Raw genomic sequence first — 17,597 nt, 5'->3', positions numbered from 1 at the left:
CGGATCACCTGTGATTCTGCGGCACGCCGAGACCCGCGGCCCTGGCGATGTAGTCGAGAATCCGCGCGCCGTGCTCGGCGACGTAGAAGTGCCCGCCGGGGAAGGTCTCGACCTGGAACTCGTTGCGGGCATGCATTTCCCAGCGTTGTGGTCCGCCCGCAGTGATATCGGGATCGGCTGTCCCGTACACCGCGTGCACGGGGCAGCCGACCGAATCATCGATACGTCCGCGGTAGGTTTCGGAGAGGCGATAGTCGGCGCGCAGGGTCGGCAGGAACAGTCGGCGCAGCGCGGGCACCGCCAGCGCCGCGCCCGCGCGAGGGTCGAGCGCGGCGATATGGGCGATCAGATCGTCATCGGAGGCCAGATGCCAGCGATCGGTGGTGCCGAGATGGGCGGCGTCGCATCCGGAGACGATCAGCGCGGCGATCGAGATGCCGTCGCGTTCGAGTGCGCGGGCGGTCTCGAAGGCGACGAACCCGCCCATGGAGTGGCCGAAGAATACGACCGGGGACGCCTGCGCGATCGGGCCGAGCGCGCTCGCGCATTCCGCGGCCAGTTCGCCGACGCTGTCGGCGACCGGTTCATCGATCAGTAGGTCGCGTCCGGGGTAGGTGATGCCGTGGAGGTCCAGCGGCGCCGGTGACAGCAGACTCCATGGCGCGTAGTAGCGCGGACTGCCTCCGGCATGCGGAAATACCACCAGCGCGGTGCCGCCGCGCGCATCGGATCGGGTCAGTCGTTCGATTCGTATGGTCATGAGGTGATCAGCTCTCCGGCGACCACCGGCGGGATCGGTGCGGGCGCAATGGATGCGGCCGGGCCGAGCGCGGCGGTGAACTCCGACCACAGTCGGGTCGCCTTCAGGAAACGTTGGGAGACAAGGGGATGCGGCCGGTCGACCGCCTCGGCGAACGCGGCTGCCGCTGTGCGCACGGCATCGGGCCACAGCACATGCCGCACCTCGTGCACGGTCGGGTCGTAGGGCGTGCCGACGATATCGGACAGCGCGCGATCGCCCTGTTCGACCAGTGTGCGGTGCTGACGTGGCTGCCAGCGGGTGCTGCCGTGGGTGTGGGTGAGGATCAGTTCTCCGGCGTCGGTGCCGAGGGTGATCTCGTGCAGCAACCGGGCGTGGCTGTCCGGGTCCTCGGGGCACAGCTCGTTCTGCATCAGGATGTCGACCGGCACGGTCGCGAGCGTCAGCCGGCCGAAGGTGAACGGACCCGCCGTCGCGGGTGCGGCCTCGATCGTCGACGGCGTCAGCCGGGGCACCACTTGGGCGAGGATCGTGAACAACGGGAAGGCCACCTGGAGCGAGGCCCGCGCGTGCACATAGGTCACCGCCGCCTGCCGGGTCAATGCGGTCGCCGCCGCGATGAACTGCCGCACCGGGGCCACCGCGCTGTAGAAATCGTTGACCGCGTACCGGACCGAGCAGCTGCGCGCGATCGCGAGCAGGGACATGATCTCGTCGGCGTGGACCGGCTGCTCCTGGAGCACATGGATACCGCGCCGCAGCAGTTGCGCACTGATCTCGGTGCCCGCCCCGCCGACGATGCCCGAGCGCACCACGACAAAGGCGATATCGACCGGCGGCAGATCCTCGATCCGGTGATAGGACGCCACCCCGAGCCGGTTCGCCAGCGCATCGGCGGTCTGCGAACCGCGGCTGAGCACCCCGATCAGTTCGACCGGTGCGTCCGGCCCCGCAAGGGCTTCGGCGTAGACGGGGAAACTGGCTCCGACGACGATGGCGCGTTTCCTCATAGGGCCCCCTGTTCCACAGCGGTTTCGGCGTCCGTCCCGATGTCGATGCGCAGGCCCGGCACCGCGGCGGCGAGCGCCGCGAACAACGGCATCGGCTCGAGAGCCCACAGCGGGTGGACACCGATCGGCGTCGCCGCCGTGTTCAGGGCCGCGACGGCCGCCACCGCACCGCTGGCCGCGTAGCTGTCGGTGCAGGTGAATGTCGACGACGCCGCACCGCTCGGTCCTTCGGCCCGCGCGACCAGCGTGAAATAGGGTGCGCGACCGAACAGATCGAGCCGGGCGGCGGCGAGTGTGGCCGCGAGCCGGTCCGAGGTGAGCGGCTGATCCCCGGTCTCGGCGTGCAGCCGCCCGATCGCCGAGGTGGTGTGGCTGCCGTCGGATACATTCGCCCAGGACACCTCGGATACACCGAGCGCGGCCGCGACGGCCGCGGTCTCCTCGTCGAGATGGATGTGTGCGACGGCCGATTCCGGGAAATGCGGCGCGGGTGGGCGCGGCATCGAGTTCGCCGGAACGCGCATGCGCCGCGACCCGCGCAGCACCGTACCGGTGCCCGTATCGCCGCGCAGGCTGGCGAGGTACTCCTCGATCGCCGCGGCGGTCAGCGGTTGCAGTCCACCACACCACACAGTGAACTCGTCTACCTCACCGTCGAGTCGCTCGGCGATCGCACGCAGCGCCAGACCCGAAATACCCGGCTGCACACCGGCTTGCAGCACGACCGGTGCTGTCGGTGCCTGCGCGCGCAGGCGTTCCAGCAGTGCGTCATCGCCGCCCGGATCGACGTAGGCCGCCCCCGCCGCGATCACCGCACCCGCGACAGCCGCGCTGTAGCGATGTGATGGACCGGCGCAGTTGATCACCACATCGGCCTCGGCGGCCAGATCAGCGATCCGGTCGGGTGCGCGCAGATCGGCGTGTACCACGGTCGTCGCGGGGTCGGCGAGCGCGGCCAGGCGTTGCTCATCGCGTCCGGCCAAGGTCACCGTGACATCGGCCGTCCGGCGCAGCGCATCCAGGCAGCCGCGCCCGACAGCGCCGGTACCGCCGAGCAGCAGGACGGCGGTCATCCGACGGCCTCGGGAACCTGCTGCCACGAGGTCCGCAGCAGCCCGGCGACCGCCGCGGCATTGTCGCCGTCGAGACAGTCGAAGTGATTGCCCTCGATATCGGTGACGGTCAGGGTGCCGAGGGTGTACTCCCGCCAGAAGGCGGTCATATCCTCCTTGAGGGTCGGTAGGAAGTGAATATCGCCGCGCTGGCGCAGGAAATGGACGTCGCCGAGGAACGGATCGCGGGCGCCGCGCACCACCGCGCGCAGACTGTGCACGAAGACCGCGCGCAGGTCGGTCAACGATTGTTCGGTCCAGGCCGCGCCGACCGCACCCGAGGCCGCGAGCGCGCGCAACCGCTGCGGCCCGGTGGTGCGTGCCAGCCCGGCGGCCAGCTCGGGATCGGCGGCCTCGCGCAAGGCACCGGCCGCGATCGCCTCGGGATGGCGGTCGCGTGCGCGGGTGAAGGCGGTCGCGAACGCCTCGTCGTCGTCGGGCAATCCGAGCGCCTCGGGGCCCGCGCCCATGATCTGGCCGAAGCAGTAGTCCAGGACGTCATCGTCCTCGATCTCGAGCGGCACCCGGTACGAACTCACCACCGTCACCGGCGCAATCGAGATCCCGCTCTCCTCCAGGATCTTGGCGATCTCGGTCGCCACGAGACCACCCATGCAGTACCCGACCAGATGCACCCGGCCGGGTGCGAGGTCGACGATCGCGGCGGCATACCGGACGGCGAGGGTTTCGAACAGCTCCTCCGGCGCGATCTCGGTGTATCCGTCGGCGACGGTGCGGCGCAGGCCGTAGAGCCGCATATCGTCCGATTCGGCGGCGCGCAGGGCGTCGATCAACTGCTGATACGGCGCCAGACCGCCGCTGCCGTCGTGCACCAGCACCGTGATCGGTTGTCCCGGCCGAGGTTCGCCGGTGTCCAGGCAGACCAGCGGCGATTCGGTTCGCGGTGCGGTTTCCGTGCCGTCCGGGTCGGTTGCGCCACCCACCGCGGCCGCGGCGGCGGCCAGCGTCGGGTCCGACACCATGGCGCGCAACAGGTCGTCCCAGGCCAGCTGTGCGGCTTCCGGGATCTCCTGGCGGATTCGGCCGATACATTGCGCCAGCAGGAGCGAATCGCCGCCGAGGGCGAAGAAGTCCGCGCTCGGGGTGAGCCCGGCCGTACCGGGCAGGCCGAGGACGGCGGCCCAGATCTCGGCGATGCGGGCCTGCATGGGTTCGAGTTGCCCCGCCGCGGCTGCCATCTCCGGCCGATCACGCGCCGCCGTCGCGAGCTGGGCGAACTCCTCGCCCAGTGCACGGCGGTCGAGTTTGCCGTTGGCGGTGAGCGGGAGCGACGGCAGGACCGTCACCCGCGGTGGCACCTGGTAGCTCGGCAGCTTTCGTTCCAGCCCGGCGATGATGTCATCGGGATACACCGTCTGCGCCGTCGAACCCGACGGGCACCAGAACACATGCTGGCCGAGCCGCTCCAGCGGATGCCCGGCGGGCGGGAAACTCGATACCTCGTCGAAGGGTGAACGCTCCAGCGCCGCATCCCATTGGGCATGGCTCAGGAATGCCGAATGCGCACCGGCGCGGGCATCGGTGAATCCGTCCAGACCCTCCTTGAATTCCATCGAAATCATCAACGGATGGTTGGTGGCGGTGGAGTCGATGCACACCAGCGCGCCACTGGGAGCCAGCAGGCGATGCAGTGCCGAAAGGCTCGCATCGATGTTCACGGCATTGTGCAGGACGTTCGCGCACACGATCAGGTCGAACGATCCGGGGGCGAAACCCTGTGCGGCGGCGGGAGCGTTCAGATCGAACAGGGCGTAGTCGACGAAATCGTAGGCGGCGAAGTCCTGTGCGGCCTGGGTGAGGAAGAACCGCGACACATCCGAGAAGGTGTAGCGGACAGCGTGATCGGCCAGAGCGGGAATGAGTTCGGCACTGGTGCCGCCGACACCCGCGCCCACCTCGAGGATGCGCAGCGGTCGCCCCAGTGGCTGCTGGTCGGCGTGCGCGACGACCGAGGCGACCACTATGGCATTGGCGTAGCGGCTGATCAGATTGTCCCGGTAGGCCGCGGTAGCGGTATCGGTGCTGCCGTGCGGGAACAGCAGGGCGAGCGGATCTACCTCACCGGACAACAGCTGCGGCAGCACGTCGATGCAGTGCCCGACATAGGCCAGCAGCTCGTCTCCGTAATCGATGGCCCGACCGAGTTCGCGCACCCGGTCCCACTCGACGACACAGTCGCGCAGATCATGACGCGCGGTCAGTTCGATCAGACCATCGCTGTGCCGGATGACGCGCGCCTCCTCTCCGAGCACATCGAGCCAGTGGCGCAGCAGCCGCCGATTGCCCGGCGCCACCGCGAGCCTGCGGCCGAGTTCCGCGTCATCGACGCGGGCACCGGGATCGAGCACGGTGCCGAGCGCGGCGCACATGCTGTTCAACGCCGTGGTGCGTGCCGCCTCGATGAACTGGTCCAGGGCAGCGCTATCGAGGCCCGCTGTGCAGCGTTCATGCGCCAGCCGCGCGGTCTCGACGGTCGCTGAGGTCCGTTTCCGACGACGCGACAGCTCGGCGCCATCGGCCGCTTCCGCGACGACCGCGGCCGCCAACGACGGCGTGTGCCGATCCCCCACCACGCAGGTCACCGCCTCCCGCACACCGGCGAGTTCGGCGCAGGCCTCATCGATTTCGGCCAGTTCGATGCGATGGCCCCGAATCTTGACCTGATTGTCGCGACGGCCGAGCAGTTCGATCACGCCATCGGACAGGGTGCGACCGTAATCGCCGGTGCGGTACAGCCGCTCACCCGTTTCGGGATGGGTGATGAAGGACGCGGCGGTCCGCTCGGCATCACCGAGATATCCATCGGACAGACCGATACCGCCGATGTGGATCTCACCGATCTGCCACGGCGCCGCCTGCTCACCCCGATGCGTGAGCACCCGGACACTCTGATTGTTCATCGCGGTGCCATAGGGAACGCTGCGCTGGTAGGTGTGGTCGGGGTCGATGGGGTGGCAGATCGACCAGATCGCCGCCTCGGTCGCACCACCGAGCGCCAGCGTCGCGGCGTTCGGCGCCGCCGTGGCAATCCGACGTGGCTGCTGGACCGGAATCCAGTCACCGGACAGCAGGATGCGGCGCAGCGACGGCAGCCCGCCCGGACCGGCGACGTCGAGCAACAACTGGAGCTGCGCGGGCACCGAATTCCAGATCGTCACCCGATGCTCGATGATCGCCCGCTGCCACGCCTCGGGATCGGCGCGCTGGTCACCGGCCGGATGCACCAGGCAGCCGCCCGCACCGAGCACGCCGAAGATGTTGTACACCGACAGATCGAAGGTGTGCTGGGAGACCGCGAGCACGCTGTCGGCCGCGGTGATGTTCAACCGGGCATTGATGTCGTCGAGCGTGTTCGTCACCGCCGCATGCGACATCACCACACCTTTGGGTCTGCCGGTGGAGCCGGAGGTGAAGATGACATAGGCGGGGTCCTGTGGCTGCGCCGTCGAAGCGGTGGCAGACGAGACCGGGCACCAGGTCCGCGGGTCGGCGAGCAACCGGTCGATCTCGTCATCAGCTGCGATGCGGGCGGCGAGATCGCACTGTTCGCTGATCTGCTCCACCCGCGCCGCGGGCCACCGGCAATCCAGCGGCACGTAGACGGCCGACGCCATCAGCACACCGAGGATGGCCGCGATCTGCCGTGGTCCGGCGGCGAGCTGTACGCCGACCTGATCGCCCGGCGTCACACCCGCCCGCCGAAGTTCTTCCGCGACCGCCTGACCGGCCCCCGCCAGCTGCGCGAAGGTATATGCGTCATCGGCCCGTCGCAGTGCGATCGCCTCCGGCGTCTGCACGGCGTGCCGGAGAATATCGGTGTGCAGCAGCCGAGGCGCGGCGGTGGCCTCGACCGTGGTCTGCGGTATCGCGGCCACCGGCAGCACGGTGCGCTCCCATGCGGCGGAGCCGGTGCACAATTCCTCGACCACGCGGGTGAAATCCGCGAACGCGAGATCGAGCACCTCGGGTGCGATGGCGTGATCGCGGCTGTCCCAGTTGACTTCGATGCCGCCGTCGACCTCACTGACCTGGCAGTCGAGCAGCACCTGCGGTGTCTGGCTCAGCCCGTGATCGCGGCGCGGCACCAACAGCGCGTGTTCCCGCTGCTCCCGCACACCGAGCGTGGAGGTGAAAACCACCGGCGACATCTGGCCGCGCTCATCGTCGCGGCGCGCCAGCATGCGCACGATATCGACACCGCTGACCCTGGCGTGGTCCATATCGTCGAACAGTCGCACACCCAATCGGCGTGCGGCCACCGAGAACGGTTCGGCGCCGCGGACATCGACCTCGAGCACGCTGGTACCGGTGAAATCGCCGACGATCTGCCCGACCTCGGGGACGAACGGGGTACGGCCCATCGTGGTGAGCGTGAGCAGGAAATGGTCGCGGTCGCCGTACCGGCCGAGTACCCGGCCGAAGGCGCACAGCAGGGCCGCGGTGGGCGTGATGCCGAGTTCGGCGGCGCAGGCGGTGAATCGCGCCCACTGCTCGGCGCGCACTGCGGTCGATCGCCGGGTGAAACTCGGTGCGGCCGAGGGCTGTTCGGCGAGCAGCGGCAGGCCGATCGGCGGCGGCAGCTCGTCGAGCCGGTTCGTCCAGTAGTCGAGATCGGCTTGTCTGCGCGCGGTTTCGGCCGGTGCGTGCTGGGCGCGGGTGAGGTTGAGCACGTAGTCGCGGAAGCCGAACCCGAGCGGCGGCAGCTGTGTGGCCGGATCGAGCAGACAGCGCTCGAAATCGCCCATCACGATCGCGATGCTCACGAAATCCGCGATCAGCAGGTCGATGGACAGGTGCACGATCGTGTCCGCCGGTCCGATGGTGACGACCACGTCGTACATCGGCCCGATGCCCGGTGTGTAGGTGCGGTGCGCCAGGGTGTGGGCGATATCGCGGCGCAACGCAGCGATCTCGTCGGCCGAGGCGCTGGTGTGGATGGTCATACCGTCGCCCAGTTCACGCTGGATGCTCTGGTATCCGTCCGGATGGACGACGCAGCGCAGCATGTCATGGCGTTCGACGACCTTGTGCCACGCATCGCGGTACTGCTCGGCGTCGGGCTGTGCGCGGGTGCGGTCGATCTCGAATTCGGCGTAACCGTGACAGCCGACCCCACCCCAGCGGAACGCGGTGGTGCGGCCGACGAGGTAGGATGCCTGCACATCGGTGAGCGGGAACCGTTCGTAGCGGCCGTCGGGATCGCGCAGCACCGCGGTTTCGGCGGCGAGGATGGCCATGACCTCGGATTTGACGGCGACCAGCGCGGCCTTGCGGTCGGGGCCGAATACGCCACGCGGAGCGGTGAAGCGCAGATCGCCGCCGTCGATCCACAGCTGTACGCCGTCGGCTCGGAGCTGCTCCAGTAGGTCGGCGGGGTTCATAGGGTCCCTTCCTCGAGATCCGCGTCGACGATGTCGGCCTGCGCGGCGGTCAGTCGTTCCACGAAATCGGCGATCACCGGATGGGCGAACAGCATGCGCAGCGACGCCGCCGGGCTGACCTCCCTGGCGATCCGATCCACCACTCGGGTCGCGGTGACTGAATCCGCGCCGAGCTGGAAGAAGTTGTCATCGGGTGCCAGCTGGGTGCGGCCGAGCGCTTCGGCGCAGATGGTGAGCACCGACGCCAACGGTGTGGGCTCCTCGGCGCGGGTCGGCTCCTCGGCGCGGTCCGGTCCGGTCAACGCATCGACCAAACCGGTCAACCGCTGTGCCGCGGTCTCCGGTGCGATGGCCTGGGTGACGAAATCCCAGGACAGGCGTAGGGCGCCGTCGTCCTCCCAGACCTGGAAGTCCAGCAGGGTCTGGGGTGTCTGCGAGGCGCCGAAGACCTGCTCACCGAAACTGAGGGCCCCCGATGTGCTGATCTCCCGCAATCCGAGGCCACTGGTGAACACGACCGGGAAGGTCGCGGCAGCGGGGGAACCGTGATGGCGGAGCAGTTCGCGCTGCAACCACACCCCGTCGGCGGCCCGATGCGGTAGGTCGGCCATCAGCTGACGTTGGATGGCGCGGGCCTGCTCCACCAGCGGCAGCTCGGGCGCCATACGGCATTCGAGCAACACCAGCGAGGTGAAATCGCCGATGACGTGCTCGATACCGCCGATGGACGGGTCTCGATCGAACAGCGTGACATTGACGCAGAAGTGGTCGGTACCCGACCAGCGCGCCAATTCCCGTGCGTAGCAGGCGAGTACCAGTGCCGCCGATGTCACCCCGGCGTCCCGGCACTGCTGCAACAGCTGCTGCCAGCGGGGCTTCGGAATCGAGGCCGTCACCCGGTCGAACCGGGGTCGTTCGATCTCCACCAGGGTCGCGGTATCCACCAGCGCGGGTGCGGTGGGCAACGTATCGAACCTCGCCCGCCAATAGTCCCGGCTCGCCCGCAGCTGCGGCAGGGCCGTTTCGTCGGCGTCGGGGTGCAGCGCCGGATGACTGTGCACATAGTGGGCGAAGGTTGTCGCCGGGACGGGCAGTTGCGCACTCGGCCGTCCCGCGTAGAGGTGGTCGAGTTCGGCGAGCGCGGTCATCATGCTCGCGCCGTCGAGCACCGCATTGTCCATGCTGATACCGACGAGGCTGCGGCGATCATCGAGCACCTGCACGCCGACGTCGATACCCGAGCGCGCGCTCAGATCGATCACCTGCTCGCGCATCGCGGACCGGACATCGGCGTGCGCGCGCAGCACCGGTTCCCTCGGTGTGTCGTGCACGGTCGCGGTGGTGGCCGACATGGTGGTGCGCAATCCCGGATGCCTGCGGATCAGTGCACGAACCGCGTCGGCCAGGCGCTCGGTATCCAGATCGGTGACGGCGAATTCGAAATAGCAGTGCGCCGCGACACCGCTGAGGACATATCCCGGCACCCGGCCGGACGCATACGCGCGCTGCACCGGAGTGAGCGGATACTCCGCCAGCTGTTCCGGCGAAATGTCCTCCACCACAGCATCACCCGGAGCATGTTCGGCCCCGAGGCCGATGCGGGCCGCCAACTCCCCGAGAACCGGATGGTTGAACAGATCCACCATGGCCACAGCGAAACCGGCGGCACGCAGGTCCGAATAGACCCTGGTCGCCACCAGACTGTCGCCACCCAGCAGGAAGAAGTCGTCGGTCACCTTCGGCTGCTCGACGCCGAGATGCCGCCGCCACAGCGTGGTCAGGAAGGCGACCGTGTCGGCTGGCGGTGTAGGAGCGGTGAACGGGGGCGCAGATGCGATCCGAAACGTGGTCTCGGGAGCAGATGCGGGTGCGGGTGCAGATGCCGACCCAGTCGACGTCGGCCACGGCAATACCCCTCCCGACCTGAGCGGATCCGACTGGACCGCATGCGATAGCACGGAACTCGGCAGCTCCGTGGCACCGGCAGCGTGCGCTGGTTCGCGCCGCGGGGCCGAATCGGTGGTTACGCCGCCTCCCCTCGCGCGCTGGGCGAACACGATGACAGCTGGCCCGTCACTGGTCATCGACGAGGGCTGCCAGCCGTTGTCGACCAGGTAGCGCCACCACTGGTCGGCGCGGCGCAGCGGTGTGGTGGTGGGGTCGAGCACGTCCGGGCGCAGGAGCGCCGCGCTCACCAGGGTGGCCGGTGTGATGTCACTGTTCTCGGCCAGCCAGAGCCACCCGCGCGGATGCACATCGATCTCGGCGAGAATCGCGGCGGCACCCTCCGTCCGATGCAGGGAGCCGCAGCAGAGCACCACATCGACCTCGGTAACCGACGCCAATGCGTCCCATCCGCCGAAGCGAACGATGCCGGGTACCGGGCGCGCAGTGGCGATCTCGGTGAGGATCGGGTTCGGCTCCAGGGCGAGATAGCTATCGGTGACCGGTGCGACTCGGGCGGCCAGTTCGGCGGTCGCGCGGCCGGTGCCCGAGCCGATCTCGACGATCCGTAGCCGACGCCCGAGTGTGCGGGCGTGGTCGTAGATCCGCTCGCTCAGCTGGGTGAGCGAGGCCGTGGTCCGGTGGTCGCGCAGCAGCAGCGCCTCCGGGGACAGTTCGGGATCGTCGAGGAGGCGGTGCGGTGTGGCCGTGCCGCTGACGATCTCGGCCAGGCGTCGGCCCGCACGCACAGCGGTCGCGTCAGCAGGCGGGCCCGGCGGCACGCTCCGCCAGTGGTCGACGACCCGACGGTACTCGGGACGAATCGCGGACCCGGTGAGTGCGGCCAGCGCGGCGGAGATGATCGCCTCCGGTCCGCTGTCGCCGGACGCGGAAAGGCCGGTATAGCTCTCGCCGAGGTGCCGGAGCACTGCGTTCTCGAACGCCGAGAATGCCCGAACCAGAGCATCTTCGGCGATGGTCCCGACCGCGACGTCCCAGCTGGCCGTGAGCCCGTCGGCATCGTCTTCGATCTGACAGTCGAGGTACACCCCTGGCGTCTGGGTGAGCGTCCGCAGCTTCACCAGCGCATCGCCTCCGGCGTCGGCTACCCGGTGGCGGCCCATCCCCAGCGTGCTGGTGAACACCACGGGATAGCCACCCGGATCGGCCGACCGGGCGGTCGCCAGATCACCGGTCGCATCGGCAGCCGCGCCCGCCGCGCGGCGCAGTTGCTCATGCGCGGCGGCCACGGCGGCGGGTGATCCGGGCTGGCGCGCACGGTAGTCGGCGGTGCATACGGATAGACGGGTGAAGTTACCGAGCACCTCGATCTCGTCGCTCACCGTCGCCGGTCGGTGGGTGCGCGGCACCGTGATACCGAAGTGATCGCCCGCACCGATGCTGTGCAGTGCGGCGGTGAAGGCCTCGAAGAGTAGGGCGTTGGGCGTCACCCGACGCTCGGCCGCTATCCGACGCAACGATCGGTACCGCGCCGGGTCCAGCCGGAACGTACGCCGCGCGAAGCGCACGGTCTCCCCCACCGATTCGAGGTGCGAGGGCAGGTTCGGCGGCGGGAACACCTCGGTCCCGGTCCGGTCGCCCACAGCGGCGCTCCCGAGCGCGGTGTAGTCGCGAAAGACCTCGATGGTCGGATCGATCTTGCGGGAGCCGTTGGTGCCCGCGTACCGATCCATGATCTCGGTGACGACCGTGACGAGGCTGCGCGCGTCGAGGGCCAGATAGTTGATCACCAGGCCGACCGACGAGGTTCGGCCCGACGGCGCGAGACACCGGATCACCGGAACGGCACCGAGTTCCACCGGCAGCTCGGCCATGGCGTGCAGCAGTGCGTCCGGGTCGTCGCCGATACCGTCGACCACATCGACGGTCACCGGCTGAACCCACGGATCGACGCATTGGGTCACATCGGTGTCCAGATGACAACGCAGGATGTCGAATTCGGCGACGCAACCGTTCACCGCTCCCGCGAAGCGCTCGAGATCGATCGGGCTGCCGTCGGCCGCGCCGACAACGATGGTGAAGACGGTCGAGGCGCGCGCCGACCCGCGCAATCCCTGTGCACCGAGGACATACGCCTGTTGCAGCCGGGTCAGCGGGAACGGCGTCTGCGGAGGCACGGGGTCACCGGTCTCGATCGCGCCCGGCGACGGGATCGCGCCCATCGTGCACGCGGCGCTGAACTCCCGCAGCGTCGGACGGCCGAGCAGTGTCTCCACCTCCGCGCCCAGCACACCGCGCCCGGTCAGCCGGGCACACACCACGGTGGCGCGCAGACTGTCGCCGCCGAGCGCGAAGAAGTTCGTCTCGGCATCGATATCGGCGGTGTCGAGCACCTGCGCCCAGACTTCGGCCACGAGCCGCTCGACGGTCGTATCCGGCCCGGTCGTCGCGGTGGCGGTGGTCTGCTCCGACAGCAGACGTTCGGCCCATCGGCGATCGACCTTGCCGTTGTTCGTCAACACCAGATCTGTGGTCCGCACCACCACCGCCGGTGTCATATAGCCGGGCAGCTGTTGGGCGGCATGGCCGCGCAACTGCTCCTCGGTGACGTCCGCGTCCGCCGGGCCGACCACCACCGCACCGAGGGCGCTACGGTTCCTGATCGGCACCACCACGGCGTTGTCCACGGCGGGATGCGAACGCAGGACGTGTTCGATCTCGCCGCATTCCACCCGATATCCGCGAATCTTGACCTGCGCGTCGATACGGCCGAGGAATTGCAGGGTGCCATCGGCCCAGTAGCAGCCGAGATCACCGGTGCGATACCAGCGCACACCGTCGGCATCGCGAACGAATCGTTCAGCGGTGCGCTCGGGCGCATGGTGATATCCGAGCGCGACGCCCGTCCCACCGATCCACAGTTCACCGGGGACATGGGTCGGTTGATCAGCGCCGTCGGGGTCGACCACGCGGAACCGCTGATTCGCCAGCGGGTACCCGTAGGGAATCGATGCCCAGCCGGGATCCACCTCGTCGACGATGTATTCGTTGGACCAGATCGCGGCCTCCGTCGCGCCACCCATCGCCACGAGCGTGGCCTGCGGCGCCACGACCCGCAGCCGGGGCGGCAGATCGAGCGGAATCCAGTCGCCGGACAGGAACACCCGGCGCAGCACGTCGAGCGCACCCGGCGTTTCCCCCGCCGCGATGAGCAGCATCTCCATCAGTCCCGGCGCCGAATTCCAGACGGTCACCCCGAGGTCGCGGATGAGTCGGCGCCAGTGGAAGGCGTCGCGGCGCGCCTCGTCGGACAGGGTGACGATCCGCGCACCGCAAGCGAGCGGACCGAAGATGTCGTAGACGCTGAGATCGAAGTCGAGCCCCGATACCGCGAGCACCGCGTCATCGGCGCCGATCTCATTGCGCCGGTTGATGTCGACCACCGTATTCAGTGCGGCCGTATGGGATACGACCACACCTTTGGGTTCTCCGGTCGATCCCGAGGTGTAGATGATGTAGGCCGGGCCGGACGGATCGACGGGGCGCGGTTGGCCCGGCGCGCTGTCGAGCATCGCCGCGATATCGTGCACGACGGCGTTCGCCGGTGGTACGGGCGGCTGGTTGCGCCCGTACCGGATGACGCCCGCCAGCCCCGAACCGGCGCAGATCCGCTGGAATCGCTGCGCGGGCTGATCCATCGCGATCGGCAGATACACACAGCCCGCCAGCAGGGTGCCGAGCACGGCGACGATCTGCATCGGCCCCTTCGGCAACTGGATGCCGATCAGGGCTCCTGGCTCATGCTCGGCAGCGAGTGCGGCGGCGACCCGGCGAGCGTGGTCGTCGAGTTGCCCGTAGGTCAGCGCACCCGCGTCGAGCAGTCGGGGATCGAGCGTCAGCTCATCGAATTCGCCTGTCTGCCAGCACAGTGCGATGCGGTGCGGTTCCTCGGTGGCGCGCTGGAGAAAGCGGTCGGTCAGCACACCGTCCGCAACGACAGCCGAGGTGTCGTTGCGCCGGGCGCGGGCCGCGAGCGCCGAATCGGGAAGCCGCACCGTGGCGTCGGCGGACCAGTCCCGCTCCGCGAGACCTACCACCAGTGCGCGATAGGTGTCGAACATCTCCGTCAGCACACCGTCGGGGAAACAGCTCTCGCGGCAGTCCCAGGACAGCACGAGATGCTCGCCGAGAGTGCAGGCCTGATGATCGATGAGCACCTGAGGCGTCATCGACCGGACTTCGGTGACAGTGCCGAGCGTTTCGGCGGTCTCCATGCTCAGCAGCGGAACGTCGGCGGCGTAGGTGAACACCACCGGGGACAGACCCGAATGTCCGGTGCCCGCGCGGACCGCGTCACCGAGCACTGTTCCGGCCGGTGGGGCGTGCAGTGCACTGCGCAGGCCCTGCTGGGTCCGGGCGGCTTCGGCGGCGAAATCGGGTGCTACGGTTCCGCTGACGATCTGGAGCCGGGTCTCGGTGAAATCGCCCACCGTGCGCGCCGATTCGGGGGTGCGACCGAATGTCGTCACCGTCACCAGGAAATCGTCGTCACCCGACCAGCGGCGCAATACCAGCTCGAAACAGGTGAGCAGCGCGGCGGCTCTGGTGATGCCCGCCGCACGGCAGGCGGCATCCAGGGCAGCAGTAGCCGGGGCGTCCAGGGAGAAACTGTGCCGTCCGAACACCAGCCCGGACTCATCGATGCGCGGTAGCCGCGGCCCCTCGGGGAGGGCGCGTGGCGTCGTCGGTTCCGAACCAGCGATGGGCGGCACCTGCGGAACGGGCATCGGGCTCGGCGACACGGACCCACCGCGACAAAGCTCGGCCAGATCCTCGAGCAGGATCCCGATACCCGTCACGTCGGCGATGATCAGATCGATCGCGATATGAACCACCGCGTGGTCGCCGGTGCGCGTCAGCTCGATGGCCCAGCATTCACCGGATTCGACAGCGAAACGGTGTCCGCGCAGTCGTTCACGTACCTGCGCCAGATGGGTGAGGACCGTGCCGGACGCGGCGGCGGTCAGATCATGGACCGGCAGCCGATAGGGCGGCGCGGTCTCCTCGATGTGGCACCGATCCGGTGCCGGGAATCGGGCCCGCAGCATCGGATGACATCGCACCAGCTCATCGATCGCGGAAGCGAGTACGGACGGTTCGATGGCAGCGCCGGTCAGTTCGAAATAGGTTTGGCAGCCCACCCCGCCGAGCGGCTGTTCGGGCGCGCGACCCACCCAATACGCGTGCTGCAACGCCGTGGTCGTGGGCTCGCGGGTGGCAACGGTCGGGTCGGTCGGCCCGGAGTAGGTGGGTGCGTCGTCATACTGCCGCTGCCATTGCGCGAGGGTGGGCTCGCGATAGAGCTCGGCGAAGTCGAGCCGCCGAGCCCGCGCTGCCGCCCACTCGACGATCCGCGCCGTCATCATCGAGGTGAGGCCGAGCGCGACCAGATCGGTCTCCGGGCCGAGTTCCTCGGGCCGACGCCCCAGCATCCATGCGAGTTGCTCGGCGAGTGGGGTGGGGCCCGTGTGCGACTGCGGTATCGACACCGGCGCCTCGTGCACGATGTCGAGTTCGCCCGCTTCGAGTCGGCGCAGGGTCTCGGCGCGGCGGATCTTGCCCGAGGTGGTCGTCGACAGACTCCGTTCGGCCACCCAGACGATCCGGTCCGGCGCGGTGTCGTGTCCGGCCAGGATCCGCCGCCGGAGGATGCGGGCGAAATCGTCGAGATCTTCTGGTGCACCACTGGTTTCGATCACCAGCCACCACTGCCCCGCGTCGGCCGTCGGCTGCACCGCACACGCGCCACCCGGCCCGACTCCGCAACCGCTGTTCTCGACGGTCGCCTCGATATCGTTCGGGAAGTGATTGGTCCCGGCCACGATGATCAGATCGCGGATCCGGCCGCTGATGTACAGCTCACCGCGATACCGGAACCCGGCGTCGCCGGTGCGCAGGAAGGGGCCGGTGCCGTCGTCGAGATATGCGCCGAAGGTCTGCGCGGTCTGCTCCGGGCGGCGCCAGTAACCGGCCGGTAGTCCGGCTCCACGAACCCAGATCTCGCCGATACGCCCCTCGGGCAGGGCGGTCCGGGTCTCGGCGTCGACGATGCGCACCTCCCAGCCGACGGTGTCGTCACCGCAGCCGACCATCGTCCGGACGCGCGCGTCGGAGGCACGATCCGCCGCGGCCTCGATCGCATGACCCTGCTCGAGTTCGGCGACCTCGAAACTCGTCTGCACATACGACCGAACCCGGGTTGCCCCGCTCACGCAGAGTCCGGCCTCGGCCAGCCCGTACTGCGGCACCATCACCGCGTCCCGCAGTCCCGCGGGACGGAACCGGGTGGTGAATCCGTCCAAGGTGTCGGCGCGCACCGGTTCCGCGCCATTCGTCGCCAGATGCAGGCCGGACAGATCCAATGCCGCGACCGCGGCGTCATCGAAGGCCTCGACGCAGCGGCGGTAGCCGAAATCCGGTCCCGCGATCCAGTTTCCGCGATAGCGCGAAACCGATTCCAGCCACAACCGTGGGCTACGGACGAAATCGTGCGGCGCGATCAGCGTCGCCGTACCACCGGTGAGCAGCGGTCCGAGCGCGCCCCAGAACATGCCCATGTCGTGGTAGAGCGGCAACCAGCTGACGGTGCGGATGTCTTCGGACCGGTTCCATACGGCGATGATGATGTCGATCTGCCGCATGATGGACGCGTGGGTGTTCATCACGCCCTTCGGCTGCCCCGTCGACCCCGATGAATACTGGAGGAAGGCAACCGTTTCCGCTCCGGCCGCACGCTCGGCGGCGCCATGGCCTCGGTCGTCCGCGCCGACCACCGGGAGCCCGGCCAGCACCGGATTCGCCGTCACCACGTCCACCAGATCAGGACTGGTGTAGACGAGGCCGGGCGCGCAATCGGCCAGGATGGTTTCCACCCTGGTCAGATCACGTTCGGCCGACCGCACGCTCGGCAGGGAGATCGGCACCGGGATCAGGCCCGCCCGCACCGCGGCGAGAAATCCGGCGAGGTAGTCCACGCCACCGGGCAACACCATCGGAACGCGTTGACCCGCGTCGAATTCGCCGAAGACGGCGGCGAGGCCGTGTATCTGCTCGGCCAGTTCGCCGTAGGTTCGCTCGATCGCACCATGTGGCCCGACCTCGCGCAGCGCGATCGCCTCCGGCCGTTCGGACACCCAGTGGTCGACGACACCCGACATCGTCCGTTCACGCAGCGTGCCGGTCGTTCCAGGGCAGGGCTCATCCGTCATCAGGTCGTTCATCTCCACACCTCCGCCTGTCACCGGCCCTACCGCGACCAGCGACCACCCGCCTTGATCACCACGCGAACACCGGCACCCACCGCACGGACGGGCACTCGGCCCCGAGCGATCGGGCAGAGCTGGAGCGA

The 17,597-nt window shown here is 68.8% G+C and carries 5 protein-coding genes; all 5 read right to left on the bottom strand.

Annotated features, from left to right (window positions below):
* Positions 1 to 4: 4 nt before the first annotated feature.
* From QH168_RS14130 to QH168_RS14110, 5 genes are read right to left on the bottom strand one after another with little or no spacing between them, the layout of a single operon-like run.
* Positions 5 to 760 carry a thioesterase II family protein gene (locus QH168_RS14130; RefSeq protein WP_280235092.1) on the bottom strand — a complete coding sequence of 252 codons (756 nt, stop codon included), beginning with the start codon at positions 758 to 760 and terminating at the stop codon, positions 5 to 7.
* Complete coding sequence (locus tag QH168_RS14125) at positions 757 to 1,770, bottom strand: Gfo/Idh/MocA family oxidoreductase (RefSeq protein WP_280235091.1); 1,014 nt, start codon at positions 1,768 to 1,770, stop codon at positions 757 to 759. The genes QH168_RS14130 and QH168_RS14125 overlap by 4 nt, the downstream gene beginning before the upstream one ends.
* The gene (locus QH168_RS14120; RefSeq protein ID WP_280235090.1) at positions 1,767 to 2,843 is read right to left on the bottom strand and encodes a saccharopine dehydrogenase NADP-binding domain-containing protein; all 1,077 of its coding nucleotides are present in this window, start codon (positions 2,841 to 2,843) and stop codon (positions 1,767 to 1,769) included. The genes QH168_RS14125 and QH168_RS14120 overlap by 4 nt, the downstream gene beginning before the upstream one ends.
* A complete protein-coding gene (locus QH168_RS14115) occupies positions 2,840 to 8,284 on the bottom strand; it encodes a non-ribosomal peptide synthetase (protein ID WP_280235089.1) in 5,445 nt (1,814 codons plus the stop codon). The genes QH168_RS14120 and QH168_RS14115 overlap by 4 nt, the downstream gene beginning before the upstream one ends.
* The gene (locus QH168_RS14110; protein ID WP_280235088.1) at positions 8,281 to 17,469 is read right to left on the bottom strand and encodes a non-ribosomal peptide synthetase; all 9,189 of its coding nucleotides are present in this window, start codon (positions 17,467 to 17,469) and stop codon (positions 8,281 to 8,283) included. Before QH168_RS14110 ends, QH168_RS14115 begins: the two co-directional genes overlap by 4 nt.
* Between the last annotated feature and the right edge of the window lie 128 nt (positions 17,470 to 17,597).

It is taken from the genome of Nocardia cyriacigeorgica, from assembly GCF_029868385.1.
GTDB lineage: Bacteria > Actinomycetota > Actinomycetes > Mycobacteriales > Mycobacteriaceae > Nocardia > Nocardia cyriacigeorgica_F.
The sequence above is the reverse complement of the archived record's forward strand: the minus strand, read 5'-3'. Positions and strand labels throughout refer to the sequence as shown.

Bases quoted from the DNA above. Each gene is read 5' to 3' on its own strand.
- QH168_RS14120 (WP_280235090.1), bottom strand. From the start codon at position 2,843: ATGACCGCCGTCCTGCTGCTCGGCGGTACCGGCGCTGTCGGGCGCGGC.
- QH168_RS14115 (WP_280235089.1), bottom strand. From the start codon at position 8,284: ATGAACCCCGCCGACCTACTGGAGCAGCTCCGAGCCGACGGCGTACAG.
- QH168_RS14125 (WP_280235091.1), bottom strand. From the start codon at position 1,770: ATGAGGAAACGCGCCATCGTCGTCGGAGCCAGTTTCCCCGTCTACGCC.
- QH168_RS14110 (WP_280235088.1), bottom strand. From the start codon at position 17,469: ATGAACGACCTGATGACGGATGAGCCCTGCCCTGGAACGACCGGCACG.
- QH168_RS14130 (WP_280235092.1), bottom strand. From the start codon at position 760: ATGACCATACGAATCGAACGACTGACCCGATCCGATGCGCGCGGCGGC.